General features: G+C 65.5%; 18 protein-coding genes and 1 pseudogene. 8 read left to right on the top strand and 11 right to left on the bottom strand.

Translation table 11 applies throughout. The annotated features are described in order from the left end of the window. Positions 1-10: 10 nt before the first annotated feature. Positions 11-332 (top strand): annotated as a pseudogene (locus tag AC1VVG_RS33190) (hypothetical protein); the annotation flags it as partial. Between the two features lie 30 nt (positions 333-362). On the opposite strand, the gene AC1VVG_RS33185 reads toward AC1VVG_RS33190, so the two are convergent. The 7 genes from AC1VVG_RS33185 to AC1VVG_RS33155 all read right to left on the bottom strand — a co-directional run bounded on the left by AC1VVG_RS33185 (position 363) and on the right by AC1VVG_RS33155 (position 8,349). After that, positions 363-767: a hypothetical protein gene (locus AC1VVG_RS33185; RefSeq protein ID WP_124608231.1), complete on the bottom strand. Its 405-nt coding sequence runs from the start codon at positions 765-767 to the stop codon at positions 363-365. Between the two features lie 2 nt (positions 768-769). Beyond that, positions 770-1,924, bottom strand: coding sequence for a DUF6402 family protein (locus AC1VVG_RS33180; RefSeq protein ID WP_260435766.1), 1,155 nt, complete (start codon positions 1,922-1,924; stop codon positions 770-772). A gap of 953 nt (positions 1,925-2,877) precedes the next feature. Beyond that, positions 2,878-3,900 carry a Rieske (2Fe-2S) protein gene (locus AC1VVG_RS33175; protein ID WP_226103835.1) on the bottom strand — a complete coding sequence of 341 codons (1,023 nt, stop codon included), beginning with the start codon at positions 3,898-3,900 and terminating at the stop codon, positions 2,878-2,880. Between the two features lie 26 nt (positions 3,901-3,926). Then, on the bottom strand, positions 3,927-4,979 hold the full coding sequence (locus AC1VVG_RS33170; protein WP_482837524.1) for a Rieske 2Fe-2S domain-containing protein: 1,053 nt from the start codon (positions 4,977-4,979) through the stop codon (positions 3,927-3,929). Positions 4,980-4,991: 12 nt separating this feature from the next. Then, on the bottom strand, positions 4,992-6,074 hold the full coding sequence (locus AC1VVG_RS33165) for a terpene synthase family protein (RefSeq protein ID WP_482837523.1): 1,083 nt from the start codon (positions 6,072-6,074) through the stop codon (positions 4,992-4,994). A gap of 13 nt (positions 6,075-6,087) precedes the next feature. Beyond that, complete coding sequence (locus AC1VVG_RS33160; RefSeq protein WP_034190014.1) at positions 6,088-7,050, bottom strand: SAM-dependent methyltransferase; 963 nt, start codon at positions 7,048-7,050, stop codon at positions 6,088-6,090. Between the two features lie 624 nt (positions 7,051-7,674). Further along, positions 7,675-8,349, bottom strand: a complete 675-nt coding sequence (locus tag AC1VVG_RS33155; protein WP_034190015.1) for an HAD family hydrolase — start codon at positions 8,347-8,349, stop codon at positions 7,675-7,677. A 230-nt stretch (positions 8,350-8,579) separates the two neighbouring features. Here AC1VVG_RS33155 and AC1VVG_RS33150 point away from each other — a divergent pair, with 230 nt between their 5' ends. Further along, a complete protein-coding gene (locus tag AC1VVG_RS33150; RefSeq protein ID WP_482837522.1) occupies positions 8,580-9,764 on the top strand; it encodes a sugar transporter in 1,185 nt (394 codons plus the stop codon). A 75-nt stretch (positions 9,765-9,839) separates the two neighbouring features. On the opposite strand, the gene AC1VVG_RS33145 is transcribed toward AC1VVG_RS33150, so the two are convergent. From AC1VVG_RS33145 to AC1VVG_RS33130, 4 genes are all read right to left on the bottom strand, one after another. Continuing rightward, positions 9,840-11,009 carry a helix-turn-helix domain-containing protein gene (locus tag AC1VVG_RS33145; RefSeq protein ID WP_482837645.1) on the bottom strand — a complete coding sequence of 390 codons (1,170 nt, stop codon included), beginning with the start codon at positions 11,007-11,009 and terminating at the stop codon, positions 9,840-9,842. Positions 11,010-11,179: 170 nt separating this feature from the next. After that, a complete protein-coding gene (locus AC1VVG_RS33140; protein WP_124669514.1) occupies positions 11,180-12,307 on the bottom strand; it encodes an NAD(P)-dependent alcohol dehydrogenase in 1,128 nt (375 codons plus the stop codon). Between the two features lie 14 nt (positions 12,308-12,321). Further along, on the bottom strand, positions 12,322-13,791 hold the full coding sequence (locus AC1VVG_RS33135; protein ID WP_482837521.1) for a benzaldehyde dehydrogenase: 1,470 nt from the start codon (positions 13,789-13,791) through the stop codon (positions 12,322-12,324). Positions 13,792-14,549: 758 nt separating this feature from the next. Continuing rightward, positions 14,550-14,732 (bottom strand): hypothetical protein, encoded by a 183-nt coding sequence (locus AC1VVG_RS33130; protein WP_034190020.1) that lies wholly within the window; start codon positions 14,730-14,732, stop codon positions 14,550-14,552. Between the two features lie 104 nt (positions 14,733-14,836). Between AC1VVG_RS33130 and AC1VVG_RS33125 the strand changes: the two genes are divergently transcribed. From AC1VVG_RS33125 to benB, 6 genes are all read left to right on the top strand, one after another. Continuing rightward, entirely contained in the window at positions 14,837-16,996 is a 2,160-nt protein-coding gene (locus AC1VVG_RS33125; RefSeq protein WP_482837520.1) for an alpha-galactosidase D, read from the top strand. A 138-nt stretch (positions 16,997-17,134) separates the two neighbouring features. After that, positions 17,135-17,572, top strand: coding sequence for a hypothetical protein (locus AC1VVG_RS33120; RefSeq protein ID WP_154233787.1), 438 nt, complete (start codon positions 17,135-17,137; stop codon positions 17,570-17,572). A gap of 352 nt (positions 17,573-17,924) precedes the next feature. Then, positions 17,925-19,061 (top strand): muconate/chloromuconate family cycloisomerase, encoded by a 1,137-nt coding sequence (locus AC1VVG_RS33115; protein WP_482837519.1) that lies wholly within the window; start codon positions 17,925-17,927, stop codon positions 19,059-19,061. 53 nt (positions 19,062-19,114) lie between these two features. Beyond that, entirely contained in the window at positions 19,115-20,050 is a 936-nt protein-coding gene (gene catA / locus AC1VVG_RS33110; protein ID WP_226253114.1) for a catechol 1,2-dioxygenase, read from the top strand. Positions 20,051-20,163: 113 nt separating this feature from the next. Continuing rightward, on the top strand, positions 20,164-21,522 hold the full coding sequence (locus tag AC1VVG_RS33105) for a Rieske 2Fe-2S domain-containing protein (protein WP_034190095.1): 1,359 nt from the start codon (positions 20,164-20,166) through the stop codon (positions 21,520-21,522). Further along, positions 21,519-22,007: a benzoate 1,2-dioxygenase small subunit gene (gene benB / locus AC1VVG_RS33100; protein WP_034190024.1), complete on the top strand. Its 489-nt coding sequence runs from the start codon at positions 21,519-21,521 to the stop codon at positions 22,005-22,007. Before AC1VVG_RS33105 ends, benB begins: the two co-directional genes overlap by 4 nt. The last annotated feature ends 4 nt before the right edge of the window (positions 22,008-22,011 follow it).

Genomic DNA, 22,011 nt, shown 5'->3' with positions numbered 1-22,011 from the left:
CGTCGTGCGCCGCGAGGGGATCCGCGGCGCGGACGCGATGAACATCGACGGCAAGAACGGCCTCGCATGCCTGACCCACATGCGGACGCTGCCGCGCGCGAGCGTGCTGCGGCGGTTGCAGGGGCTGCCGGTGGTGCGCGGCTGCTGCAGGCGTACCGCCCCATTGCCGATTCGCGTGATCTCGCGACGGCCGGTTCGACAACCTGGAGGATCCATACCGGCCGCTCCGCTGCCGGGCGATCATGAACTGTACGGACGTATGCCCGAAGGGGCTGAATCCGACCCGGGCGATTTCGGAGATCCGGACGATGCCGGTCAGGCGGACGGTGTGACGCGCGACGTCTGAATGCTTGCGTTCGAACTCATGAAAATAATGCGATCAGTCGTTGCAGAAAAGGTATTCGCGCCGTCCATCTGTCCATCCTGGAAGGCGGCATGGCGATGAAGCGCAATGGAGACGATTTCGATTGGTCGTAGTAGAAAATATTGTCGTCGCCGTACTCCAGTTCCCGAGGAACGGCATCGTTGATCGTGCGTACTGCAAAATACCGCTCCGCCAGCACATCCCCCGCCGGTCCTATCACTTGGAGCCGAATTTCGTCACCGTCACCAAAAGAGCGACGTGCCCCACACAGCTCGATTTTGTATTTTTCGCCACTGAACTCTTTTGTTCCTCCGTTAAGAGCCTGAGTATAGCTTTTGCAACCCTCATATGATTTTCGCAACGTAAGCGACGAAATCGCCAACGCCGAAACGAGCGAGAGCACGATTAAATTTTTTCGGGTGACCTGCATATTTCGCCCAGACTCAATTTAATGGGATTTGTTAACTTGAGGTATCGAAATGGTGAATATATCACAAAATCTTCCCCGCGATTATGTTTGATTCTCCAGTCGTTGTAGGTTTTGTTGAAAATGGGATAGTACACATCACATGCCCTGAATTTCTTGAGCAGACCTTTTCGTGTGTCGATCGGATTATCGAGAAAGTCATCGATCAGATACTTCCACTTAATCCTCGAGTCAACCTCGAGGGAGGTTCCGAGATTCGAATTGACGCCACTTCGATATAGAAGCTCCCTGATTCTCCCTCCGTTCGTGATAATCATGCCATTTTTGTTCCAGTGTCCCAAATACTGGCTGCTCGATGGCGATTTCCCGTCGTTGAAGGAATAGCTATCTTTTATATATACATAGATATGTGTTATGGATGCGGCCAGATCGACGCAGTATGATTTTGATTTTTCATGATTGTTGTATTTGTAATATCTGTCTCCAGAAAACTCCACACGCCCAATGGCGGCATAGATGTTGAAATTCGCCAGAGCAGCAGTCAAATCCGTCGGCGCATATGGGAGGCCTCCCGTTGTATCAAAGCTGGACACATTGACAAGTTGAAATTGCCACTTCCTGCAAAACTCGACGGGATTGCCTTTGTCGCCGACCGTCTGAAAATCGAGAGCTACCGAAGATGCGAATTTTTCTTTCACCACATGCCGTAGCAGATCTCTCAACCTAGCCGTGGCATTTTCGTTGTAGATATTTTTCGAGATAAGTTCTTCATATCGCTCTTTGACCTTCCCGAATTTCAGGGCCCAATCAAGGGTGACTGCGGTATTGTCAAACGGCTGATCTGTTTTGAAGCTGTTGTCCCATACGTGCTTGGGGCCGCTGAACCATCGCCTGGCGAGCTTGGCGGCAACAGGCCATTTCATTCGTTTCATCGCCTCAGGGACTTCCAGCAGGTCAAACGGAGGCGGATTTTCGCAATGCTCCGCATCGGCTGGCTCGGGCGACTTGGGTGGCGGGGCTTGCTTGGGTGGAGGAGTCTTTGCCGGCTCAGGTGCTTTCATCGTCTCGGGCTGGGCGGGTTTGGGCCCCGGAGACTTGGCGGGTTCGGGTTCGCCCGGAGCGAGCTTGTCCATGCAAACTCCGTGCGGGGTATTCAGGGGGACACACCCGTTGACGCCAGCGTATTCCTTCCACTTCGGCAATGAGAATGGAACCGATGATGTTTTGATTTCGTAATAAGGTAATTTTTTGACTTCCGGCATAGGGTGTTCGATATAAGATTTTTTGAAATGGAGTGGCAATGATTTAATCAATGATCTGGAAAAATAGAACGGCAACAATGAAAACAACTGTCAGAATTTTCCTTGCATTTGAGATCGTAAAGATATGGGTGGCTCGCCATCGGAGGCGTACAGCAACTCGCGACGATTGGCGTACTCCGCCCGATACGATGCCGACATCGTCAGCGACGGCAGCGCATTCCTGCGGCCTCGGCGTTCGACATTAACGTACTGATAGGCCAGGTGGCTCCTGCCATCGTGTTGGTCACCTCTATTTGTTTATCGAAACCCGTCTAGTCTACCGGGATGCAGAAGTGCGGCTGTAGCTGTCCGGGAGGACGACCTTATAATCTATCGATGAATTAAATAGTCACTTCTATTCGCGAATTGATAATTAAGATTATCTTGTGCGAGAAAATCGCTCGCCTGCCGAGACTCCCATGTGAGGATTATCGATTGGCAATTTTAAAATACGGGGAAAATACGCAAGCGTTGCTCGCAGAGAACGTCGGTCCTGGCGTTGTACGCGTCATGCCGTTTGCGCCGGCCGCGAAGCTCGACGTCGCTTTAATGCATGGCGATGGGCCGGAACGTCGTACACGCTCAGCGTGCCGGCGCGTTCGAGTTCGTCGCGGCCGTAGCCTCGAGGATCCGTACCTGCTGTTCGCGTGCCGGCGATCGTGAACTGCACGGACGCGTACCGGACGGGGGCGACTCAGACCCGGGCGATTGGGAGATCAGAACAATGTTGGTCCAGGCGGACGGTGTGACGCAGGACACCCCGCTGCCGGGGCCATCGGCTCCTGCTATTTCCCGGCGAACGCATCGGCATGCGCGGCGCGATGCCGGGCTTCGGTTCGATCGCTGCCCGGATAGAACTGCCGCGCCCATCGCTGAAACACTGGGTACGGCCCGTCGCCCGCGCCCGGCGTACCGTAGCCCGTGTAGTCGCGGTTGCTCCACACCATGATGTCTTCCTTGAACACCGGCACGAGCCACAGTCGGTGCAGCAACCGGCCGAGCGCGGCGTAGACGACGCGCCGCAGCGGGGCCGGCCACCTCGACAGCCACGAAAAGCGGAACGAGATGCCGTCCCGGAAGGTCCAGCGCAGCGGCGCGATCTGCACGCCGCACGCGAAGATCTTCGCTTCGAGGCCGATCGCCTTCATTTCATGGTCGGACGACACGCACCCGAGGCCGTGCACGCCGATCAGCGTGCTCCATCTGATGTTCTTCCACGCCATGTCCACCTGCATCGAAATACGCGGGCCGTCGATCACCGGGGCATGCGGTTTCATGTCCTTCCAGCGATGCAGCGCGCCGAAATGCTCGAGGTCGTAGCCGTTTTCCGGCAGGTTCTGCATCACGCCGCGCAGCGTGAATGCCTGGCCGACCGGCGCCGAGAAGCCGGTCATGTCCACGTCGGGCAGTTCCCAGGTCGGCGCCAGGCCGTCGGCGTTCTGCCACACGAACACGAAGCCGTTCCATTCGCGCACGTGCCGGGTGCGAAGCGTCAGCCCTTGGGCGCCGTGCGGGCAGCGGGCGGTGGCGCGCCGGCCGTCGGGGCCGTATGCGTAGTGATGGAACGGGCAGACGATCTGCTCGCCGTCGACCGTGCCGCCGTGGCCGAGATGCGCGCCCTGGTGCGGGCAATACGCGTCGACCGCGCAGGCGACGCCCGATGCGGTCCGGTACAGCACGACATCGCGTCCCATGAACGGCGTCGTGAGCACGCTGCCGCGCTTCAGCTCGCGGCTGAAACACAGTGCGAACCATCCGTCCGGATAGGGCAGCGGCGCGGTCTCGTCGGCGGGGCCGGTTGCATTCATCGCGTGTTCCTGCGTCGGCTTGGCACTCATCGCGCGAATGCCCGATCGACGTAGGCGACGGCCGCCGGCCCGGCGCCGTCCTGCCCGTCGGGCGCATCGCCGTCGGGTGCCGGATAGAACTGCGCGGCCCAGCGCCGGAACGTCATGATCGGCATCTCGTCGGCCATCAGCGTCGGGCGCGCGTCGTAGTCGCGGTGATGCCAGATGCGCAGGTCGCGCTTGAACTGGGGCACGAACCACCACCGGTAAGCGGCGCTCGCGAGTACCTCGTGCAGGGCCAGGCGCAGCGGCGACGGCCACGCCGACGCGCGTTCGACGCGCAGTGCCACGAATTCACGGCACGTCCAGCGATCGGGTTCGATCTGCGTCGGGAACAGCACGACCCGCGCATGCAGCCCGAGGTCCGGCAGTTCCATGCGCGCGGCCATGCAGCCCAGGCCGTGCATCGTGATATCCAGCAACAGCCGTTGCCCGAGCAGCACGAGCGTCGAGCGCATCGTCATCCGGTGGCCGTCGGCTTGCGGCGGCTCCAGCACCGGATTCGACCAGCCGTGCACCGGACTGAAATGGTTGACGTCGACGCCGTTCTCGGCCGGATTCTGCAGATTGCCGTTCAGGGTGTGGCACGCGCCGCGCGGCCGCGAATAACCATCGAGGTCGAGGTCGGGCAGCGACCACGACGGCGGTGCGCCCGCACGGTCCTGCCATGCGAGCACGAGGCCGTTCCATTCGCGCACCTGGCGGTGCCGCAGCGTGGCGGCAGGCGGCTTGCCGTCTTGCCCGGCGCGCACGCAGGTGCCGTCCGGCGCGAACGCGAGGTGATGGAACGGGCACACGATCTCCTCGCCGCGCACGACGCCGCCGTGCCCGAGATGCGCGCCGAGGTGCGGGCAATGCGGCGCGACCGCGCGAATCAGGCCGGATGCCGTTCGATAAAGCACGACGTCCTCACCCATGAAACGCGTGACGACGAGCGCGCCGGGTCTGACGTCGCGGCCGTAGGCCAGCGCGAACCAGCCGTCCGGATAGCGATGTCGCGAGGCGGCGGGCGCGGACACGGGAGGGATCGATGCGTGCATGCGCGTCTCCCGTCACCGGTGCGAATCGTGCCGCTCCGACGCCGCGATTTCCTCGAGCGTCGGCAGCGCCGTCATCGCGACTTCGCCGCCGGCGAAGCGCCCGCCGCCGAGATCGTCGCCGTGGTAGCGGGTGCTGAACGCGTGGAATTCCGCGTTGCCGGCGCTCATATAGCCCAGTTCCGTCACGTACGCCTGCGTGTCGGCGTCGCCGGCCAGCACGCCTGTCGCGATCGCGTCGCGCGCGTCGATCAGGTGGCGCTCGTTCGACGCGCACAGGGCAGCCAGCCGGTCGAGCGCCGCCTGCACGTCCAGTTGTTCGACGCGCATCAGGATCCAGACGGCATTGAATCGCTCGTGCGCGGACCACTCCTTGCGAAACGAAAACAGGTCGTTGACGAGGATCACCGAATCGATGGCCGCGTCGCGCGCATCGGCCAGTGCCGGGTGTTTCGCGAGGCGCTCGCCCATGTCGATGTCGAGCGCGTATTCGGTGAGCAGGGTGATCCAGTGCCCGAATCCCTCGACCCGGCGAAACGCCAGATAGTCGGCGAGCGACAGGCGCGACGCGTCGGTCGCCGTCGGATTGGCCTGGGTGCGGATCTGGTCGCGGATGCATTCGACGAACCGCTGCCAGAAGGCCGGGCGCGCGTCGCCCGCGGTGCGCATCAGGCGCAGCGTGTCGTGCAGCAGTCGCGCGGAAGGCGCGTCGGCCGGCGGCAGCTTGCCGTCGACGGCCGCGAGGAAATGCTCGCGCAACGTGTCGAGCCCCGCCTGATCGCCGGTGCGCGCGAGATGCGTGAACGCATCGTCCATCAGCGTCGTGACGTGCATCATGCGGTGGATCGTGTACACGCGATCGGGCCGCGCATTCGGGTAACACAGGCTGCCATAGGCGGGAATGCGCTGCGCGAGAAAACGGCGCGCCGCTGCCTCGCTGCGATAGTGCTGCAGGATGGTCGGGTAGTCGTCGATCGCGAGCTGCCGCTCGATCGCTTCATGCCGCGGGTGCCGTGCAACGGGCAGCGACAGACGCGGCAGCGGCAGCACCAGCGTCTGCGTGGCGCTCGCGGTGCGTGGCGTTTGGGAGGCGTGCATGCGAGTCTCCCGGTCATGCGTCCGGCTTGACCGCGACGACGCTGTAGGTCGACACCTTGTTCTTGATCAGCGCGACGGACCAGTTTTCGGCGAGCACGCGCAGTTCTTCCAGCGTGTCCGGCGCATGGTGCGGAAAATGGCGATCGATGTTGGCCTTGGCGTCCATCAGCCAGCGCGCGACGTCGATGTTCGACGGCAGCACGCGCATGTCGCGGATGGCGAACCCGGCGTCGACCAGCACCTGCCTGAAATAATCGGGCGTCTTGCGGTGTTTGCACGCGATCCGGTCGATCTCGTCCGGCGTGTCGGACTGATATTCGCTCAGGTCGACGTTGTACAGATTATCCGAGATGACCACCGATCCGCCGGGGCGCACGCGGGCATGCAGCGCGCGCATCGCCTTTTCGTACAGCGCGTTCGGGAAATGCGAGATCACGCCGCGAATGATCACGAGATCGTACGGCGTCGCGGGATCGGGTAGTCGATCGACGTCCTGGGCGTTGCACTGATAGAGGTTGATGCGGCCCGCGAGCCCGTGCTGCGCATGAAAACGTGCGCAGTAGTCGAGCTGCTCGCGACTGACGTTGACCCCGTCGAGACACAGGCAGTCGGGGAAGCGGCCGGCCAGATACTTGAGGATGTAGCCCCAGCCGCAGCCGATGTCGAGAATGCGCTCGACGCGCGCGGGAGCCGGGGCGTCGAAGCCGGCGAGATGAAGCTGGCGTTCGAAGTAGCGCATGCCCGATTCGTCGAGCGAGATCGGCGGCGTGGAGCGGGGATCGTCGTAAACACCGAACTGGAACAGCAGGTACTCGCCGATCGCCTTGCGCCAGTCGTCCGGACTGCCGGCGTAGGTCGTCTGCACTTTCCGTTCGTAATCGTTCACCGTTTCGCCATGCAGCACGCGGATAGGCAGCGCGCGCTCCAGGTGGGGCGCGCGCAGTTCGGCACTCGCCCGTTCGCTGAGCTGATTCATCGAAATCCTCGCGTCGTCTATTTCCGAAAAAACCGGACGAAACAATGCCTGCCGATTGAGCGGCAGCGCAGGTCTTCACGAGACGTCGGCACGAAAATGCGCCCGCCGATACGTGAGATCGAATAAATCGATGTAATGCTTCTGTCGAAGCGTTATGAAGGTGAAAGATCCGTGCGCATTTAAAGGTCCCCGGATAAATGGCGGAAAGGGTGCCGAGACGAAGCATCGCAACCCCGGCCCCATACCATGTGCGGGCCTTCTGGCATTGCGGGATCGCGCCGGCCAGCCGGTTCGGCGCGGTATGTCGCTTGCGTTTTCACGATTCCGATACTGCGATTGTGAAACGGAAGCGAAGTGTATTCGTTATATGAGAGGCAATTCGTTTTTTCAAGAATCTTCCAGCCTGTTTTAAAAACACCGGGAAAGCAGGCGCTAATTAAAATATTGAAATCGCAATGGTCGACGGCGATTGGGATTATTTCGATTCGATGAATCGAAGCCGGGCGGCCGCGCCGCGAACGATCGCGCACGCGGCTGCCTGGCAGGACGAGGCCGGCCGCATGACGTCAGGCTCGACGGGAACGCGCGCTCGCGCCGAACGAGCCGGGCGCGGTGAACGGGCGCCTACGGCCGCGCGGCAATCTCGTCGAGATGCCACAGCAGGTCGGCCGGGTCGTCGTACACGCGCAGCGCGCCGGCGCGTTCCAGTTCGTCGCTGCCGTAGCCGCCCGACAGCAGCCCGACGCCGAGCGCGCGGCAGCGGGCGGCGGCCAGCATGTCCCAGATGCTGTCGCCGACCACGACGGTGTGCTCGATCGGCACGTTCAACTGCGCGGCGGCAGTCAGGAACAGGTCCGGGTCCGGCTTCGCATACTTGACCTGATCGCGCGTGACGACCACCTGCTTCGCCGGATCGACGCCGAGCGCCTCGAGATTGATGGCGGCCGTTTCCATCCGTCCGCTGGTGGCGATCGCCCAGCGGATGCCCGCGCCGGACAGCGCGGCCAGCAGTTCGCGCGCGCCCGGCAGCGGACGCACCTGCGCGCGCAGCCGCTGGTAGGCGGCCGCATGCAGCCGCGCGAGCCGTTCGACACGCTCGGCGTCGATGTCGCCCGCCGTCTCGCGCAGCAGCTGGTTCAGGAACAGGCCGCCGCTCATCCCGATCTTGCGGTGGATGCGCCATACCGACAGCTCGATGCCCTCCGCGTCGAGCGCTTCCTTCCACGCGAGCACGTGCTGATAGACGCTGTCGACGAGCGTGCCGTCGAGATCGAACAGAAACGACGTTTCAATGCGCATGTGAATCTCCTGGTCCGGTGACAGGCGGGCGAAGCGTCCGCGGGAATCGTGGTCGATGGAGACATTATCGGCGCATGGCCGTGTCGTCGCCATGTCCGGCCGCCGGTACGGCGACGTGTCATGCGCCGCTGGTACAATCGCCCGATGCGCCGGGCCGGGCCTTCTGTGCCGCTTTCCGCGCCGCGCCCGTGCCGTACACACCCCCAACCCTCGTCTCGTCGATTCCACGCATGGCAACACCGGACGCCATCAGTTCCAGGCACTCGTGGTGGGGCGTACTGGCCCTGTCACTCACCGCCTTCATTTTCAACACCACCGAATTCGTGCCGGTCGCGCTGCTCAGCGCGATCGGCGACAGCCTGCAGATGCAGCCGACCGCCGTCGGCCTGATGCTGACGATCTACGCATGGGCGGTGGCCGTCGTGTCGCTGCCGCTGACCTTCGTCACGCGTCACGTCGAACGGCGCAAGCTGCTGGTCGGCGCGTTGCTGGTGTTCATCGGCAGCCACATCGTGACCGGCGTCGCATGGAATTTCACGGTACTAATGATCGGCCGGCTCGGCATCGCGTGCGCGCATGCGGTGTTCTGGTCGATTTCCGTCCCGCTGGCGGTGCGGCTCGCGCCGAGCGACCGCAAAAGCCGCGCGCTGAGCCTGATCGCGATGGGCTCGGCGATCGCGATGGTCGCCGGCATTCCGCTCGGCCGCGTGATCGGCGAGGCGTTCGGCTGGCGCGTCACGTTCCTGATCATCGCGGGCGCCGCGGCCGGCGCGGCGCTGGTGTTGCGCGCCACGTTGCCGGTCCTGCCGAGCCAGGGCGCCGGCTCGCTGAGCAGTATCGGCGTGTTCCTGCGCAAGCCGGCCCTGGTGGCGCTCTACGCGATTACCGTCCTGGTCGTGTCCGCGCACTTCACGTCGTACACGTACATCGAGCCGTTCGTCCAGAGCGTGAACCACGCGAGCAGCAGCCGGATCACGTACGTGCTGATCCTGTTCGGCATCGCCGGCCTGCCGGCCGCGCTCTGCTTCAATCGCGCGTACCCGCGCGATCCCGACCGGTTTCTGCTGGCGTCGATCATCGCGTTGTCGGGTTGCCTGCTGGTCCTGTTCCCGTGCGCGCTGAACATCGTCACGCTGTCCGTGCATACGCTGGTGTGGGGCGGCGCGATCGTCTGCTTCGGCCTCGCGATGCAGGCGTGGGTGCTGAAGCTGGCGCCGGACGCGACCGACCTCGCGGTGTCGATCTACTCCGGGCTGTACAACGTGGGCATCGGCGCGGGTGCACTGCTCGGCAACCATATCGCCGGGGACTACGGGCTGCCGTGGATCGGCACGTTTGGCGGCGTGGTCGGCGCGTTCGCGGTCGGGATCGCGTGGCTCGCGTTGCGGCTTCATGCGCGGCAGGCAGTGGCTTAGGGGCCGCGCAAGCCCGTTATCGGCATGAACGGGCCCCAAGCGCCATTGTCATGCGGCCCGCTTCGTCCCGCGTCGTCAATGCGGCGCGTCGTATGGGAGCCCCGCCGCATCGCGCTGCCGCAGTTTCGCGTACAGCGTCGTGCGTGAAATGCCGAGTTGCCGCGCGGCCGCCGACACGTTGCCGTCATGCTCGTCGAGCGCCCGGCGGATCGCGTCGAGCGACTGTTCGCGCAGGCTGACGCTGGCGGGTGGGCTGACGGCCGGCGCAGCGTGACACAGGTCCTCCGCGTTGGCGAGCACGTCGGCGTGGCGCGCGGCGGTCGCCCGATCGAGCGGTGCGCGCACGGTGCGCACCCAGATGTGGCTGCCATCGTCGCGTGCGATCCGCTGCGGCGTGCGCGACGGTGTCAGCAAGCGACGCTGCTGCGCGGGCGTCGCACCGGGAAACAGTTGCCGGAGCTCGACCGGTGCGGCCGGCCCGTCGGGCGCGAGGTCGAGCATCCGGCGCGCCGGCCGGCTCACCGCACGCACGCGGGCCGCCCCGTCGAGCGCAATGACGCCGGCGAGCGGCGTGCCGAGCCAGCGCGGATCGTATTGCACCTGCAGCAGATGGCAGTCGCGCAGCATCGCATAAAGCCGCTGCTCGGCGGACAGCGACGCATGCCGGAACGGCTCGCGCAGTTGCGCGACATTGCGCCGGCCGGTGCCGGTGATGTCGAGCGCGCCGATGACTTCACCGTCGAAGCCGACCAGCGGTACCGCGAGACAGAACACCCGCGAGAACGCGTCGAGATAATGCTGCGCGCCCGCGACGACGGTCTCGACGCCGTCGTGAATCACGCAGCTCGGCGCGGTCGTGCCGATGTTCGGTTCGACGATCCGGCGCCCGGCGACGATCGGCGTCAGCAGCGCGTCGTCGCATTGCGGGCTGCGTCGCGCGTGGACGACCGTGCCGTGCGGATTGACGCACATGATCGTCCATTCGCTGCCGCCGAATGCGGCCCACAGCGGCTCGATCTCCTGCGCGACGCAGCGATAGAGCCGCCGGTCCGCGCGCGATTCGTCGTGCTCGCGCTGCATTTCATAGCGGGCGGTTTGCCACGGCCGGAGCCCGGCATCGCGCGAGCGCAGCCACGAGCGCGCGACGCCGGCCGGCAACGCCGTGTCCGGCAGCGGCTCGCCCGCGGCGAAGGGGGCGCGGAGCCGGTCGAGGTCGACCGGCCGTGCAGGGGATTCGGGGGCCATGTTCACGCTGCGCTCCATGTGGGTCGAAAGTCCGGGCGCGCGTGCCGCGCCGGCGTGTCGAGCGAATGCGTAATATAGCCCGGTGCCCGGAATGCGGCATTTTCCTTCCCCGAGGGCGTCGTTGCGTGCCGCCGCGAGGCGTCGGCGGCCCGCGCGGCGCCCGCGTGCGCTCAATGCGGCAAGCGCAGGATCGGCTTGAGCGTGATTCCCGTGCTGCTGTCTTCCGCCGCCTGGTTGATCTGCTCGAGCGGATAGAACTTCACCAGCCGGTCGAACGGAAACCGCCCCTGCAGATACAGTTGCACGAGTTGCGGAATGAACGTCTGCGGCACGCTGTCGCCTTCGACGATGCCGCGGATCGTGTGGCCGCCGAGCAGCAGGCTGTTCACGTCGAATTCGGCCTTCGTGCCGAGCTTCGGCGCGCCGACCACGCCCATCGTGCCGCGCGAGCCGAGCGCGTCGATCCCTTGCGACAGCACCGCCGGCAGCCCGGTCGATTCGAGCGCATAGTCGACGCCACCGCCGGTGATCTCGCGGATCGCGGCGACGACGTCGACTTCCCGGCTGTTGAGCGCGTGCGTCGCGCCGAGCTCGAGCGCCAGCGCGAGCCGCGACGGGACGATGTCGACCGCGATGATCGTCGTCGCACCCGCGATGCGTGCGGCCATCACGGCACTCATGCCGACCGCCCCCGCGCCGAAGCTCGCGAAGCTGCTGCCGGGGCGCACCGCGAGCGAGTTGATCACCGCCCCCGCGCCGGTCTGGATCCCGCAGCCGAGCGGGCCGAGCAGTTCGAGCGGCGCTTGCTTCGGCACCTTGATCGCGTTGTTCTCGCGTGCGAGCGCGTAGCTCGCGAACGACGACTGCGCGAAGAAATGATCGTGCAGCGGTTGTCCGGCTTCGTCGCGGATGGCCGTCTGCCCGTCGGCGTCGGCGCCGCCGAAATTCAGCGCGAAGAACTGCCGGCAATACGCGCCGTGACCGCCGACGCACGACGCGCAGTGGCCGCACGCGCCGTAGGTGAGCACGACGTGATCGCCGGCGGCGAGCGTCTTCACGTCCGGGCCGACCGCCTCGACCACGCCGGCGCCTTCGTGACCGAGCACGGCCGGCAGCGGTACCGGGTAGTACTGGTCGCGCACGATCAGGTCGGTGTGGCACAGGCCCGTCGCGACGACGCGTACCAGCACCTCGTCGGCGCGCGGCGCGCGGAGCCGCGCGGATTCGATCGTGAAGGGCGCGCCGGCGGCGCGTGCGACGGCCGCGGTGACGGCGCGCGTATCGTTTTCGGTGTACATGGTCGGTCTCCTCGTCAAATCGGGTACAACGGCGCTTCGCACTTGATCGTCAGCCACTGCCACTGCGTGAATTCTTCCCAGTTCGCGCTGCCGCCGATGCTCGCACCATTGCCCGATGCGCCGACGCCGCCGAACGGATTGATCACTTCGTCGTTCACCGTCTGGTCGTTGATGTGCAGCAGCCCCGTGTTCAGGCGTTCGCCGATCCTCAGCGCGCGGCCGACGTCGGCGGACAGGATCGCCATCGACAGCCCGTATTCGGTTTGATTGGCGAGGGTGATCGCGTCTTCGTCGGTATCGAACGGCACGACGATCGCGACCGGCCCGAAAATTTCCTCGTCGAACGCCGGATTGCCCGGCGTGACGCCGCTCAGCACGGTCGGCTCGAAGAACAGGCCGCGATGGCCGCCGCCCGTCTCGACGCGTGCGCCCGCGCGGCGGGCTGCATCGACCACGCTCGCCGCATGGTCGCATTGTGCGGCATTGATCAACGGTCCGAGGCCGACGTCGCCGGTAGCCGGGTCGCCGACGCGCAGGCTTTGCGCCTTCTCGACGAGCTTCGCGACGAAGCGGTCGTGGATCGCGCGCTGCACGAGCACGCGGCCGGTCGCCATGCATATCTGGCCTTGATGCAGATACGCGCCCCACGCGGTGTTGGCGACCGCGCGGTCGAGATCGGCGTCGTCGAGCACGATCAGCGAGTTCTTGCCGCCGAGTTCCAACGATACCTTCTTCAGATGGCGGCCCGCCGCTTCGCCGACCTTGCGCCCGGCCGCGGTGGAGCCGGTGAACTGGATCATCGCGACATGCGGATCGGCGACCAGCGCGGCGCCGGCCGCACCGTCGCCGGGCAGCACGTGCAGCACGCCCTCGGGCAGGCCGGCAAGCTCGAACACGCGCGCGATCGCGACACCGCCGCACACGGCGGTGCGCGGATCGGGTTTCAGCACGACCGCGTTGCCGAGCGCGAGCGCCGGTGCGACCGCGCGCAGCGCGAGGTACAGCGGGAAATTGAACGGCGAGATCACGCCGACCACGCCGCGCGGGCGGCGGCGCGCGAGCGACAGCCGGCCGGCCGCCGACGGCAGCACTTCACCGGCTGCGCGCGACGGCAGCCCGGCGGCCTCGTGCAATGCCTTGATCGTAACGGACGTTTCGAACGACGCCTTCGCGCGCGTCGAGCCGCTTTCGCGCACGAGCCAGTCGACGATCGCATCGAAATGCGTTTCGGCGACGGCCGCCGCGCGGCGCAGCACCGCCGCGCGCTCGTCGTAGGGCAGGGCGAACCATGCGGGTTGCGCGCGATGGGCGGCGATGGCGGCTTCCGCGATGGCCGCGCCGTCGGCGAGACCGATGCGGCCGAGCGTGTTGCCGGTCGCCGGTTCGATCACGTCGGCCGCGTGCGGGCTCGCGTCCCAGCGGCCGGTGAAGATCTTGCCGCGCCAGATGTCGGCGTCGAACAGTGCGGTGTTGCTGCTATCCATGTGCGCTCCTGTGGAAATTCGGATCGCCGGATCGGGCAACGCGCGGCCCGCTCCAGCATGCCCGCGAGGGTAGGCGGGCAGGGCGAAACGGAGCTATCCGGGTTTCTTCCCACGCGCGGGAGGCGTATGGATTGGGGCGTGTTCGCGATGCGGTGTGCGGAAACTGAACAGTCGCTGTGGGTTTTGTTGCCGCATTCTGTTTGATGACACTGCAGGTGTGGCTGGTGCGGCGGGACCGGTGCCTGATCTGAAGGCCCGGCGTGAAAACCTGCGCGAAGACTTTCGGTCACGCGTGTTCGGATCGGCCGTTATCGATCCGCAAAGGATATCTGGCGCCCCCGATTGCAGTCATTTTCAAGAATGCGCTTTGGCCTGGCAGCCCCATTCCGCAATTAACTCGAGGCGATGCCGGTGACGTGCCTGATCGATTGTGCGAGCGGGTGCGCGTGGCCATGGATCTTCCGTGGAGAACCACACTTCGTGCCGTTGTCGCCGGCCTGTCTGACGGACGACACCGAGGCGGAGATCGAGGCCGTATGAGCCGGAGCCGGATTCGGCCGGTGCGCGGCGTACCTGGTTCGGCCGTACGTCCAGCAGGGGCGCCTGGTGCGCCTGTTGCCGAGCCTCGAACCGGAACCGTGGAGGCCGCACGTCTATCGGCCGCGGCCCGATGCCACGGCGTATCCGGGGGGTACGACGAACGCGTGGCGAAGCTCGCGCACGCAACGTCGCGAGCGTAGCGGCGCGCCTGTCCGGTTTTACTTCAAACCGGCAATAACGACGCGGATTGTTTCCGCCTGGTCGATCAAGTGTCCAAAGAGTGGGTTTTCGCGGACGATCGCGGCAAGCATCGACGTCAACGCGATGGGCGACCGGAACACCGTCATCTCCCAATATGTGACCGCGTGCCGCAAAGATTGAAACGGGGAAACGAACGTCATTAATCTTCGTACGCGTACGAAGCTGACTGGCGTGCGTCGTTCACAACAATCGGGAGACGAAGATGAAGGGCGTCAATCATTTAGGAATGTTGATGATATGCCTCGTGGCGGCAGCGATTGGCCTGTCGGCATGCGGCGGCGACGATGTCGGTTCGTCGCCGGGAACGAACACGTCGGCGACGGGGACGACCTCGACCACCGGCACGACGTCGACGACTGGCGGCGGCACGACCCCTACCGGTACGTCGCCGACCGCACTGCAGCAGATCGCGGTGAATCCGCCGCCGATGGGCTGGTCGTCGTGGAACAGCCTCGAGGAAAACGTCAGCTTCGATACGATCAAGGCGCAGGCCGACGGCCTGGCCGCGCTGAACGCGAACCTCGCGACGGGCAACAAGTACCAGTATGTGAACATCGACGAAGGCTGGTGGACGTCCAGAAAGCGCGACGCGAACGGCAACTTCATCCTCAACGTCGACATGAACGGCAATCCCACCAATCAGTGGCCGGGCGGGATGAAGGCGATGGCCGACTACATTCACGGCAAGGGGTTGAAGGCCGGCATCTATATCGACTCCGGGCCGCAGGGCTGCGGAAACACGAACGGCACGCATTTCGTCGGCAGCGACTACGCGCACTACGATCACGACTTCCTGCAGTTCGCGCAGTGGGGCTACGACTTCGTCAAGGTCGACTGGTGCGGCGGCAGCGCGGCCGGATACGATCCGCAGCAAGCCTATACGGCGATCTCGCAGGCGATTCAGAAAGCCTATGTCGCCACCGGGAAGCGGCTGGTGCTGAACATGTGCGACTGGGGCACGCTCGGCAAGAGCGGTTATCCCGACTACAACCTGGGGCCCTGGGACTGGGGCGCGGGGATCGCGACTTCGTGGCGCACGACGGGCGACATCTACGGGCCGGGGAGCGGGGTGCCGAAGTTCGGCTCGGTGCTCGGCAACTTCAACGGCAACTATCACCCCGAAGGCCAGCACACCGGTTACTACAACGATCCGGACATGATGGTGGCCGGCATGGGCATGACGGCGGCGAACGACCTGGCGCACGTGAATCTGTGGGCCATCGCCGGCGCGCCGATGATACTCGGCAACGACCTGTCGAAGTCGCTGTCGAGCGATACGGCGAGCCTGCTCACCAATCCCGAGCTGATCGCGATCGACCAGGACATGCTGGGCCTGCAGGGCTTGAAGGTCGCGGATGCCAACGGGCAGCAGGTGTGGGCGAAGCTGCTGGCCGGCGCGGGCAAACGCGCGGTGCTGCTGTTCAATAACGGCACGGCGGCGAGCGACATCACGGTGACGTGGCAGCAACTGGGCTTCGCGGCCGGTACGTCGGCGACCGTCCGCGATGTCTGGGCGCACAAGGATCTCGGCGCGGCGACCGGTGCCTACACGGCCGCGAGCGTGCCGGCCGGCGGCACCGTGATGCTCGTGTTGAGCGGCACGGACCTGCCGTCGACCGCCTACCTGCCGGGCCCGCTGTCGGGCGGCGCGACGGTCGCGGACTGCACCGCGTGTGCGAGCGGCAAGAAGGTGACGGGGCTGGGCGCGGTGACGTTCAACAACGTGACCTCGCAAACGGTGGGCGGTTATGTCCAGATCGCCTACCTGAACACCGGGACGGAAACCGCCAGCGCACAGCTCGCGGCGAACGGCAGCAACGGCACGACGCTCGCGTTTCCGCCCACCGGCAATACCGTCGGCACGGTGACGGTCTTTGTCAACCTGCAGTCCGGGCCGAACACGTTGACCTTGTCGGGCACCGGCGGTACGACGGCAGCACCGGACGTCACGTCGGTCGCCGTGGTGGCCGGCCCGGTGAAGGTTCCGCCGCCGCCGCCGCTGGCTTACGAGGCCGAGGCAGCCGGCAACACGCTCGGCGGGGCGGCGCACGTGTCGTCATGCGGCGCGTGTTCGCGCGGACAGGACGTCGGCTATATCGGCAACGGTGACGGGACCAGCAACGGCACGCTCACGATCAACGGCATCTCGGTGCCGGCGGACGGCACCTACAGCGTCGTGATCGCCTACGTGAACGGCGATTCGACGCCGCGCAGCGCGCAGGTCGGTTCCGACGGCGCGGCGCCCGTGTCCGTGTCGTTCCCGTCGACGGGCGGATGGGGGAACGTGTCGACGGTGACGGTGACGGGCACGTTCAGGCAAGGGAGCGCCAACACGCTGAAGTTCTCCAATCCGACGGGCTGGGCGCCCGACATCGACGGTATCGGTGCGCCGGCAAGGCAGTGACGTGCGCATGGCGCGGCGCCCCGCTCGCGGGCCGTCGCGCCATTCATCGGAACACGCGCGGCAAGCCGACATCGTGCGGCATCATCATGGTGCCGACGCACCCGCATGCGGTGCCCGATATTCGACTGGAGAGGCTCGATGCCGATACCCCGGATTGAAACGCGCGACGCGATGGGCGACCCCGACGTGGTCTATCTCAACCCGGCGCACGTGCTGTGGATGTCGCTGCCGACCGCCGCGCACCGGCGGCCGGGCGGCACGGCCATCCGCGTGGACGACCGCGTGAAGGGCGGCGCGCTGCTGCTGGCCGACGATCCGCCGGCCGCGCAGTTGCTGCAGGATCTCGGGCCGTTCGTGACGGTGACGCTGGCGAACCCGTCGTCCGACTACCCGAACGGCGTCGTGCATGTCCGTGCGCATGCGATCGTCAAGGTCGCGACGGACGATCACGAGAAGCCGCTGTCCGAGCGCACGCTCGGCTGGGTCCATGTCCAGGACGGCTCGGCTTTCAAGGTCGACGATTACGCCGGCGTCGCCGCGCAATGGCAGGCGACGATCGCGGCGGCCTGCCGCTGACCGACGATGGCGCGGCGGCCCGTCGTGCCGCCACGGTCCGGCAGTTTTTTCCCTCAGGAAAACCCTGATCTTCCCGTATCGACCGCCGATTTCCTCGCTTATGGCCGGTGCGCGGGCGACCGCAGCGCACCGCCTCCCCCACCGTAGCGCGCATTCGCGCACACCCCGTTCCAGCAAGGCTCTGCATCTCGCTAACTAGCCAAAATAGGTATGGTGCGTCGCAATAATGCGTGCATATTGCCGAGGTTTGATACCTGTCAGGTATGAAATTCGGCGACCAAAAGTATTGGACGCCCCATTTCCCCGCCGCGTATAAATCCGTTCCATGAACAGCCCCCAAGCCGCACGCGCCATGTCTTCCGCCACCATCGAACGCATCGAAACCCGCCTCGTCGACCTGCCGACAATCCGCCCGCACAAGCTGTCGGTGGCCACGATGCACGGCCAGACGCTGATGCTCGTGAAGGTGTTCTGCAGCGACGGCGTGACGGGCCTCGGCGAAGGCACGACGATCGCCGGCATGGCGTACGGCCCGGAAAGCCCCGAGGCGATGAAGCTCGCGATCGATGCGTACCTTGCCCCGGCGACCGTCGGCCGCGACGCAACACGCATCCAGACGCTGATGGCCTTCCTCGGCAAGCTCGCGAAGGTCAATCACTTCGCGAAGAGCGCGCTCGAAACCGCGCTGCTCGACGCGCACGGCAAGCGGCTCGGCGTGCCCGTCGGCGAGCTGCTCGGCGGCCGCCGGCGCGATCGCCTGCCGGTCGCATGGACGCTCGCGTCGGGCGACACGTCCACCGACATCGCCGAAGCCGAGCGGATGCTCGACCTGCGCCGCCACAACGTGTTCAAGCTGAAGATCGGCGCGAAGTCGCCGGAGACGGATATCCGGCACGTGGCCGAGATCAAGAAGGCCGTCGGCGATCGTGCGTCGGTGCGCGTGGACGTGAACATGGCATGGAGCGAAACGCAGGCCGCGCGCGCGATTCCCGCGCTGGCCGATGCGGGCTGCGAACTGGTCGAACAGCCGGTCGCGTCCGCCGCGGCGCTGGCGCGCCTGATGCGCCGTTTCCCGGTCGCGCTGATGGCCGATGAAATCCTGCAAGGCCCCGACAGCGCCTTCGACATCGCGAAGCATCACGGCGCGGACGTGTTCGCGATCAAGATCGAGCAGAGCGGCGGCCTCTTCGCCGCGCAGCGCGTGGCCGCGATCGCGGATGCCGCCGGCATCGAGCTGTACGGCGGCACGATGCTCGAAGGCGCATTCGGCACGGTGGCGTCCGCGCACCTGTTCGCGAGTTTCGCGAACCTGCAGTGGGGCACCGAGCTGTTCGGGCCGCTGCTGATCACCGAAGAGATCCTGACGCAGCCGCTCGACTACAGCGACTTCGAACTGGCCGTGCCGGACGGCCCCGGTCTCGGCATCGAGCTCGACGAAGACAAGGTCAGGCGTTTCACCCGCGACGGACTCGTGCGAGTCGCGCGCTAGCCCGAGTCAGGCAAAGCCGTCATTCCTCCCAAAATACACGTGGAGACACCATCATGAGCGTCAAAGTTTTCGAAACCCGGGAAGTGCAGGATCTGCTGAAGGCCGCGTCGAACGCGGGCGGCGCCGGCGGTCACGCGCGCACGCAGCAGGTCGTGCTGCGCCTGCTCGGCGACCTGTTCAAGGCGATCGACGATCTCGACATCACGCCCGACGAAGTGTGGGCCGGCGTCAACTACCTGAACAAGCTCGGTCAGGATGGCGAGGCAGCGCTGCTCGCGGCCGGTCTGGGTCTCGAGAAGTACCTGGACATCCGGATGGACGCCGCTGACCAGGCCGCCGGCCTCGACGGCGGCACGCCGCGCACGATCGAAGGGCCGCTGTACGTCGCAGGCGCGCCGGTTCGCGACGGCGTGTCGAAGATCGATCTCGACGCGGACGACGGCGCGGGCCCGCTCGTGATCCACGGCACGGTCACGGGCCTCGATGGCAAGCCGGTCGCGGGCGCGGTGGTCGAATGCTGGCACGCGAACTCGAAGGGCTTCTATTCGCACTTCGACCCGACCGGCGCACAGACCGACTTCAACCTGCGCGGCGCGGTGAAGACGGGTGCCGACGGCAAGTACGAATTTCGCACGCTGATGCCGGTCGGCTATGGCTGCCCGCCCCAAGGCGCGACGCAGCAACTGCTGAACGGCCTCGGCCGCCACGGCAACCGCCCGGCGCACGTGCACTTCTTCGTCGACAGCCCCGATCACCGCAAGCTGACGACGCAGTTCAACATCGACGGCGATCCGCTGATCTGGGACGACTTCGCGTACGCGACGCGCGAGGAGCTGATCCCGCCCGTGGTCGGGAAGACCGGCGGCACGGCGCTCGGCATGAAGGCCGATGCCTACCAGGACATCGAATTCAACTTCGTGCTGACGCCGCTGGTGCAGGGCCAGGACAACCAGATCGTCCACCGCCCGCGCGCAGCCGCGACGGCGTAACCGCCTGGCGGCGCGGCGCGCATGCGCCGCCGCCGGCCGGGTTTCCGCGAGATTCAACCGAAACCGATGCGAGCGTGCTTGCAGGACGCGGCACGCGCATGGAAGGAGACAACATGTCCGCCACGATCGACCCCACCAACGAACTGGATCACCTGCTCGCCACCGCCGTGCAGGACGACAAGGAGGCCGGCGTATTCCGCTGCCGCCGCGACATCTTCACGAACGCGGAACTGTACGAGCTCGAGATGAAGCACATCTTCGAGGGCAACTGGGTGTACCTCGCGCACGAAAGCCAGATTCCGGCCAACAACGACTACTACACGACGTGGATCGGCCGCCAGCCGATCGTGATCACGCGCGACAAGACCGGCGAGCTGCACGCGGTCATCAATGCCTGCGCGCACAAGGGCGCGATGCTGTGCCGCCGCAAGCACGGCAACAAGGGCAGCTTCACGTGCCCGTTCCATGGCTGGACCTTCTCGAACACCGGCAAGCTGCTGAAGGTGAAGGACGAGAAGACGACGGAATATCCGGTGCAGTTCAACACGAACGGGTCGCACGACCTGAAGCAGGTCGCGCGCTTCGAAAGCTATCGCGGCTTCCTGTTCGGCAGCCTCAACCCCGACGTGCTGCCGCTCGAGGACTACCTCGGCGAAGCGCGCGTGATCATCGACCAGATCGTCGACCAGGCGCCGAACGGGCTTGAAGTGCTGCGCGGCAACTCGTCCTACATCTACGAAGGCAACTGGAAGATGCAGATGGAGAACGGTTGCGACGGCTACCATGTCAGCACCGTGCACTGGAACTATGCGGCGACGATGGGCCGCCGCAAGGAAGACGGCACCAAGGCCGTCGACGCGAACAGCTGGAGCAAGTCGGTCGCGGGCGTGTACGGCTTCGACAACGGCCACATCCTGCTGTGGACGCAGACGATGAACCCGGAAGTGCGGCCCGTGTACCGGCATCGCGACGAGATCCGCGCGCGCGTCGGCGACGTGCAGGCCGATTTCATCGTGAACCAGACACGCAACCTGTGCGTGTACCCGAACGTGTTCCTGATGGACCAGTTCAGCACGCAGATTCGCGTGGTGCGGCCGCTCGGCGTCGACCGGACCGAAGTCACGATCTTCTGCTTCGCGCCGAAGGGCGAGAGCGACACCGATCGCACGCTTCGGATCCGCCAGTACGAGGATTTCTTCAACGTCACGGGCATGGGCACCGCCGACGATCTCGAGGAGTTCCGCGCGTGCCAGGCCGGCTATGCGGGCGTCACGGCGATGTGGAACGACCTGTCGCGCGGCGCGCCGCTGTGGGTCGACGGGCCGGACGAGAACGCGACGAAGATGGGGCTGAACCCGCGCATCTCGGGCGAGCGCAGCGAGGACGAAGGGCTGTTCGTGTGCCAGCACGAACACTGGGTGCACGTGATGCGCGATGCGCTGAAGAAGGAACGCGGGGAGGTGGCGGCATGAGCTTCGATTACCGGACCATTTGCACGACGCTGTATCGCGAAGCGCGCCTGCTCGACGATCGCCAGTGGGACGAGTGGCTGACCTGCTATTCGGAGGACGTCACGTACTGGATGCCCGCGTGGGACGACGACGACCGGCCGACCGACGACCCGCAGAGCCAGATCTCGCTGATGTACTACCCGGACCGCGGCGGCCTCGAGGACCGCGTGTTCCGGATCAAGACCGAGCGCAGCGGCGCATCGACGCCCGAGCCGCGTACCAGCCACAACGTGACGAACGTCGAGGTGCTGGCCGAGCGCGATGACGAAGTGGACGTGCGTTACAACTTTCACACGCTGAACCATCGTTACCGCGTGACCGACCACTTCTTCGGCACGATGTTCGTCACGTTGCGCCGGGCGGGCGATGCGCTGCTGATCTCGCACAAGAAGATCGTGCTGAAGAACGACTACATCCGGCAGGTGCTCGACGTCTATCACGTCTGACGCC

This window comes from Burkholderia sp. L-4, from assembly GCF_056856535.1.
The sequence above is the reverse complement of the archived record's forward strand: the minus strand, read 5'-3'. Positions and strand labels throughout refer to the sequence as shown.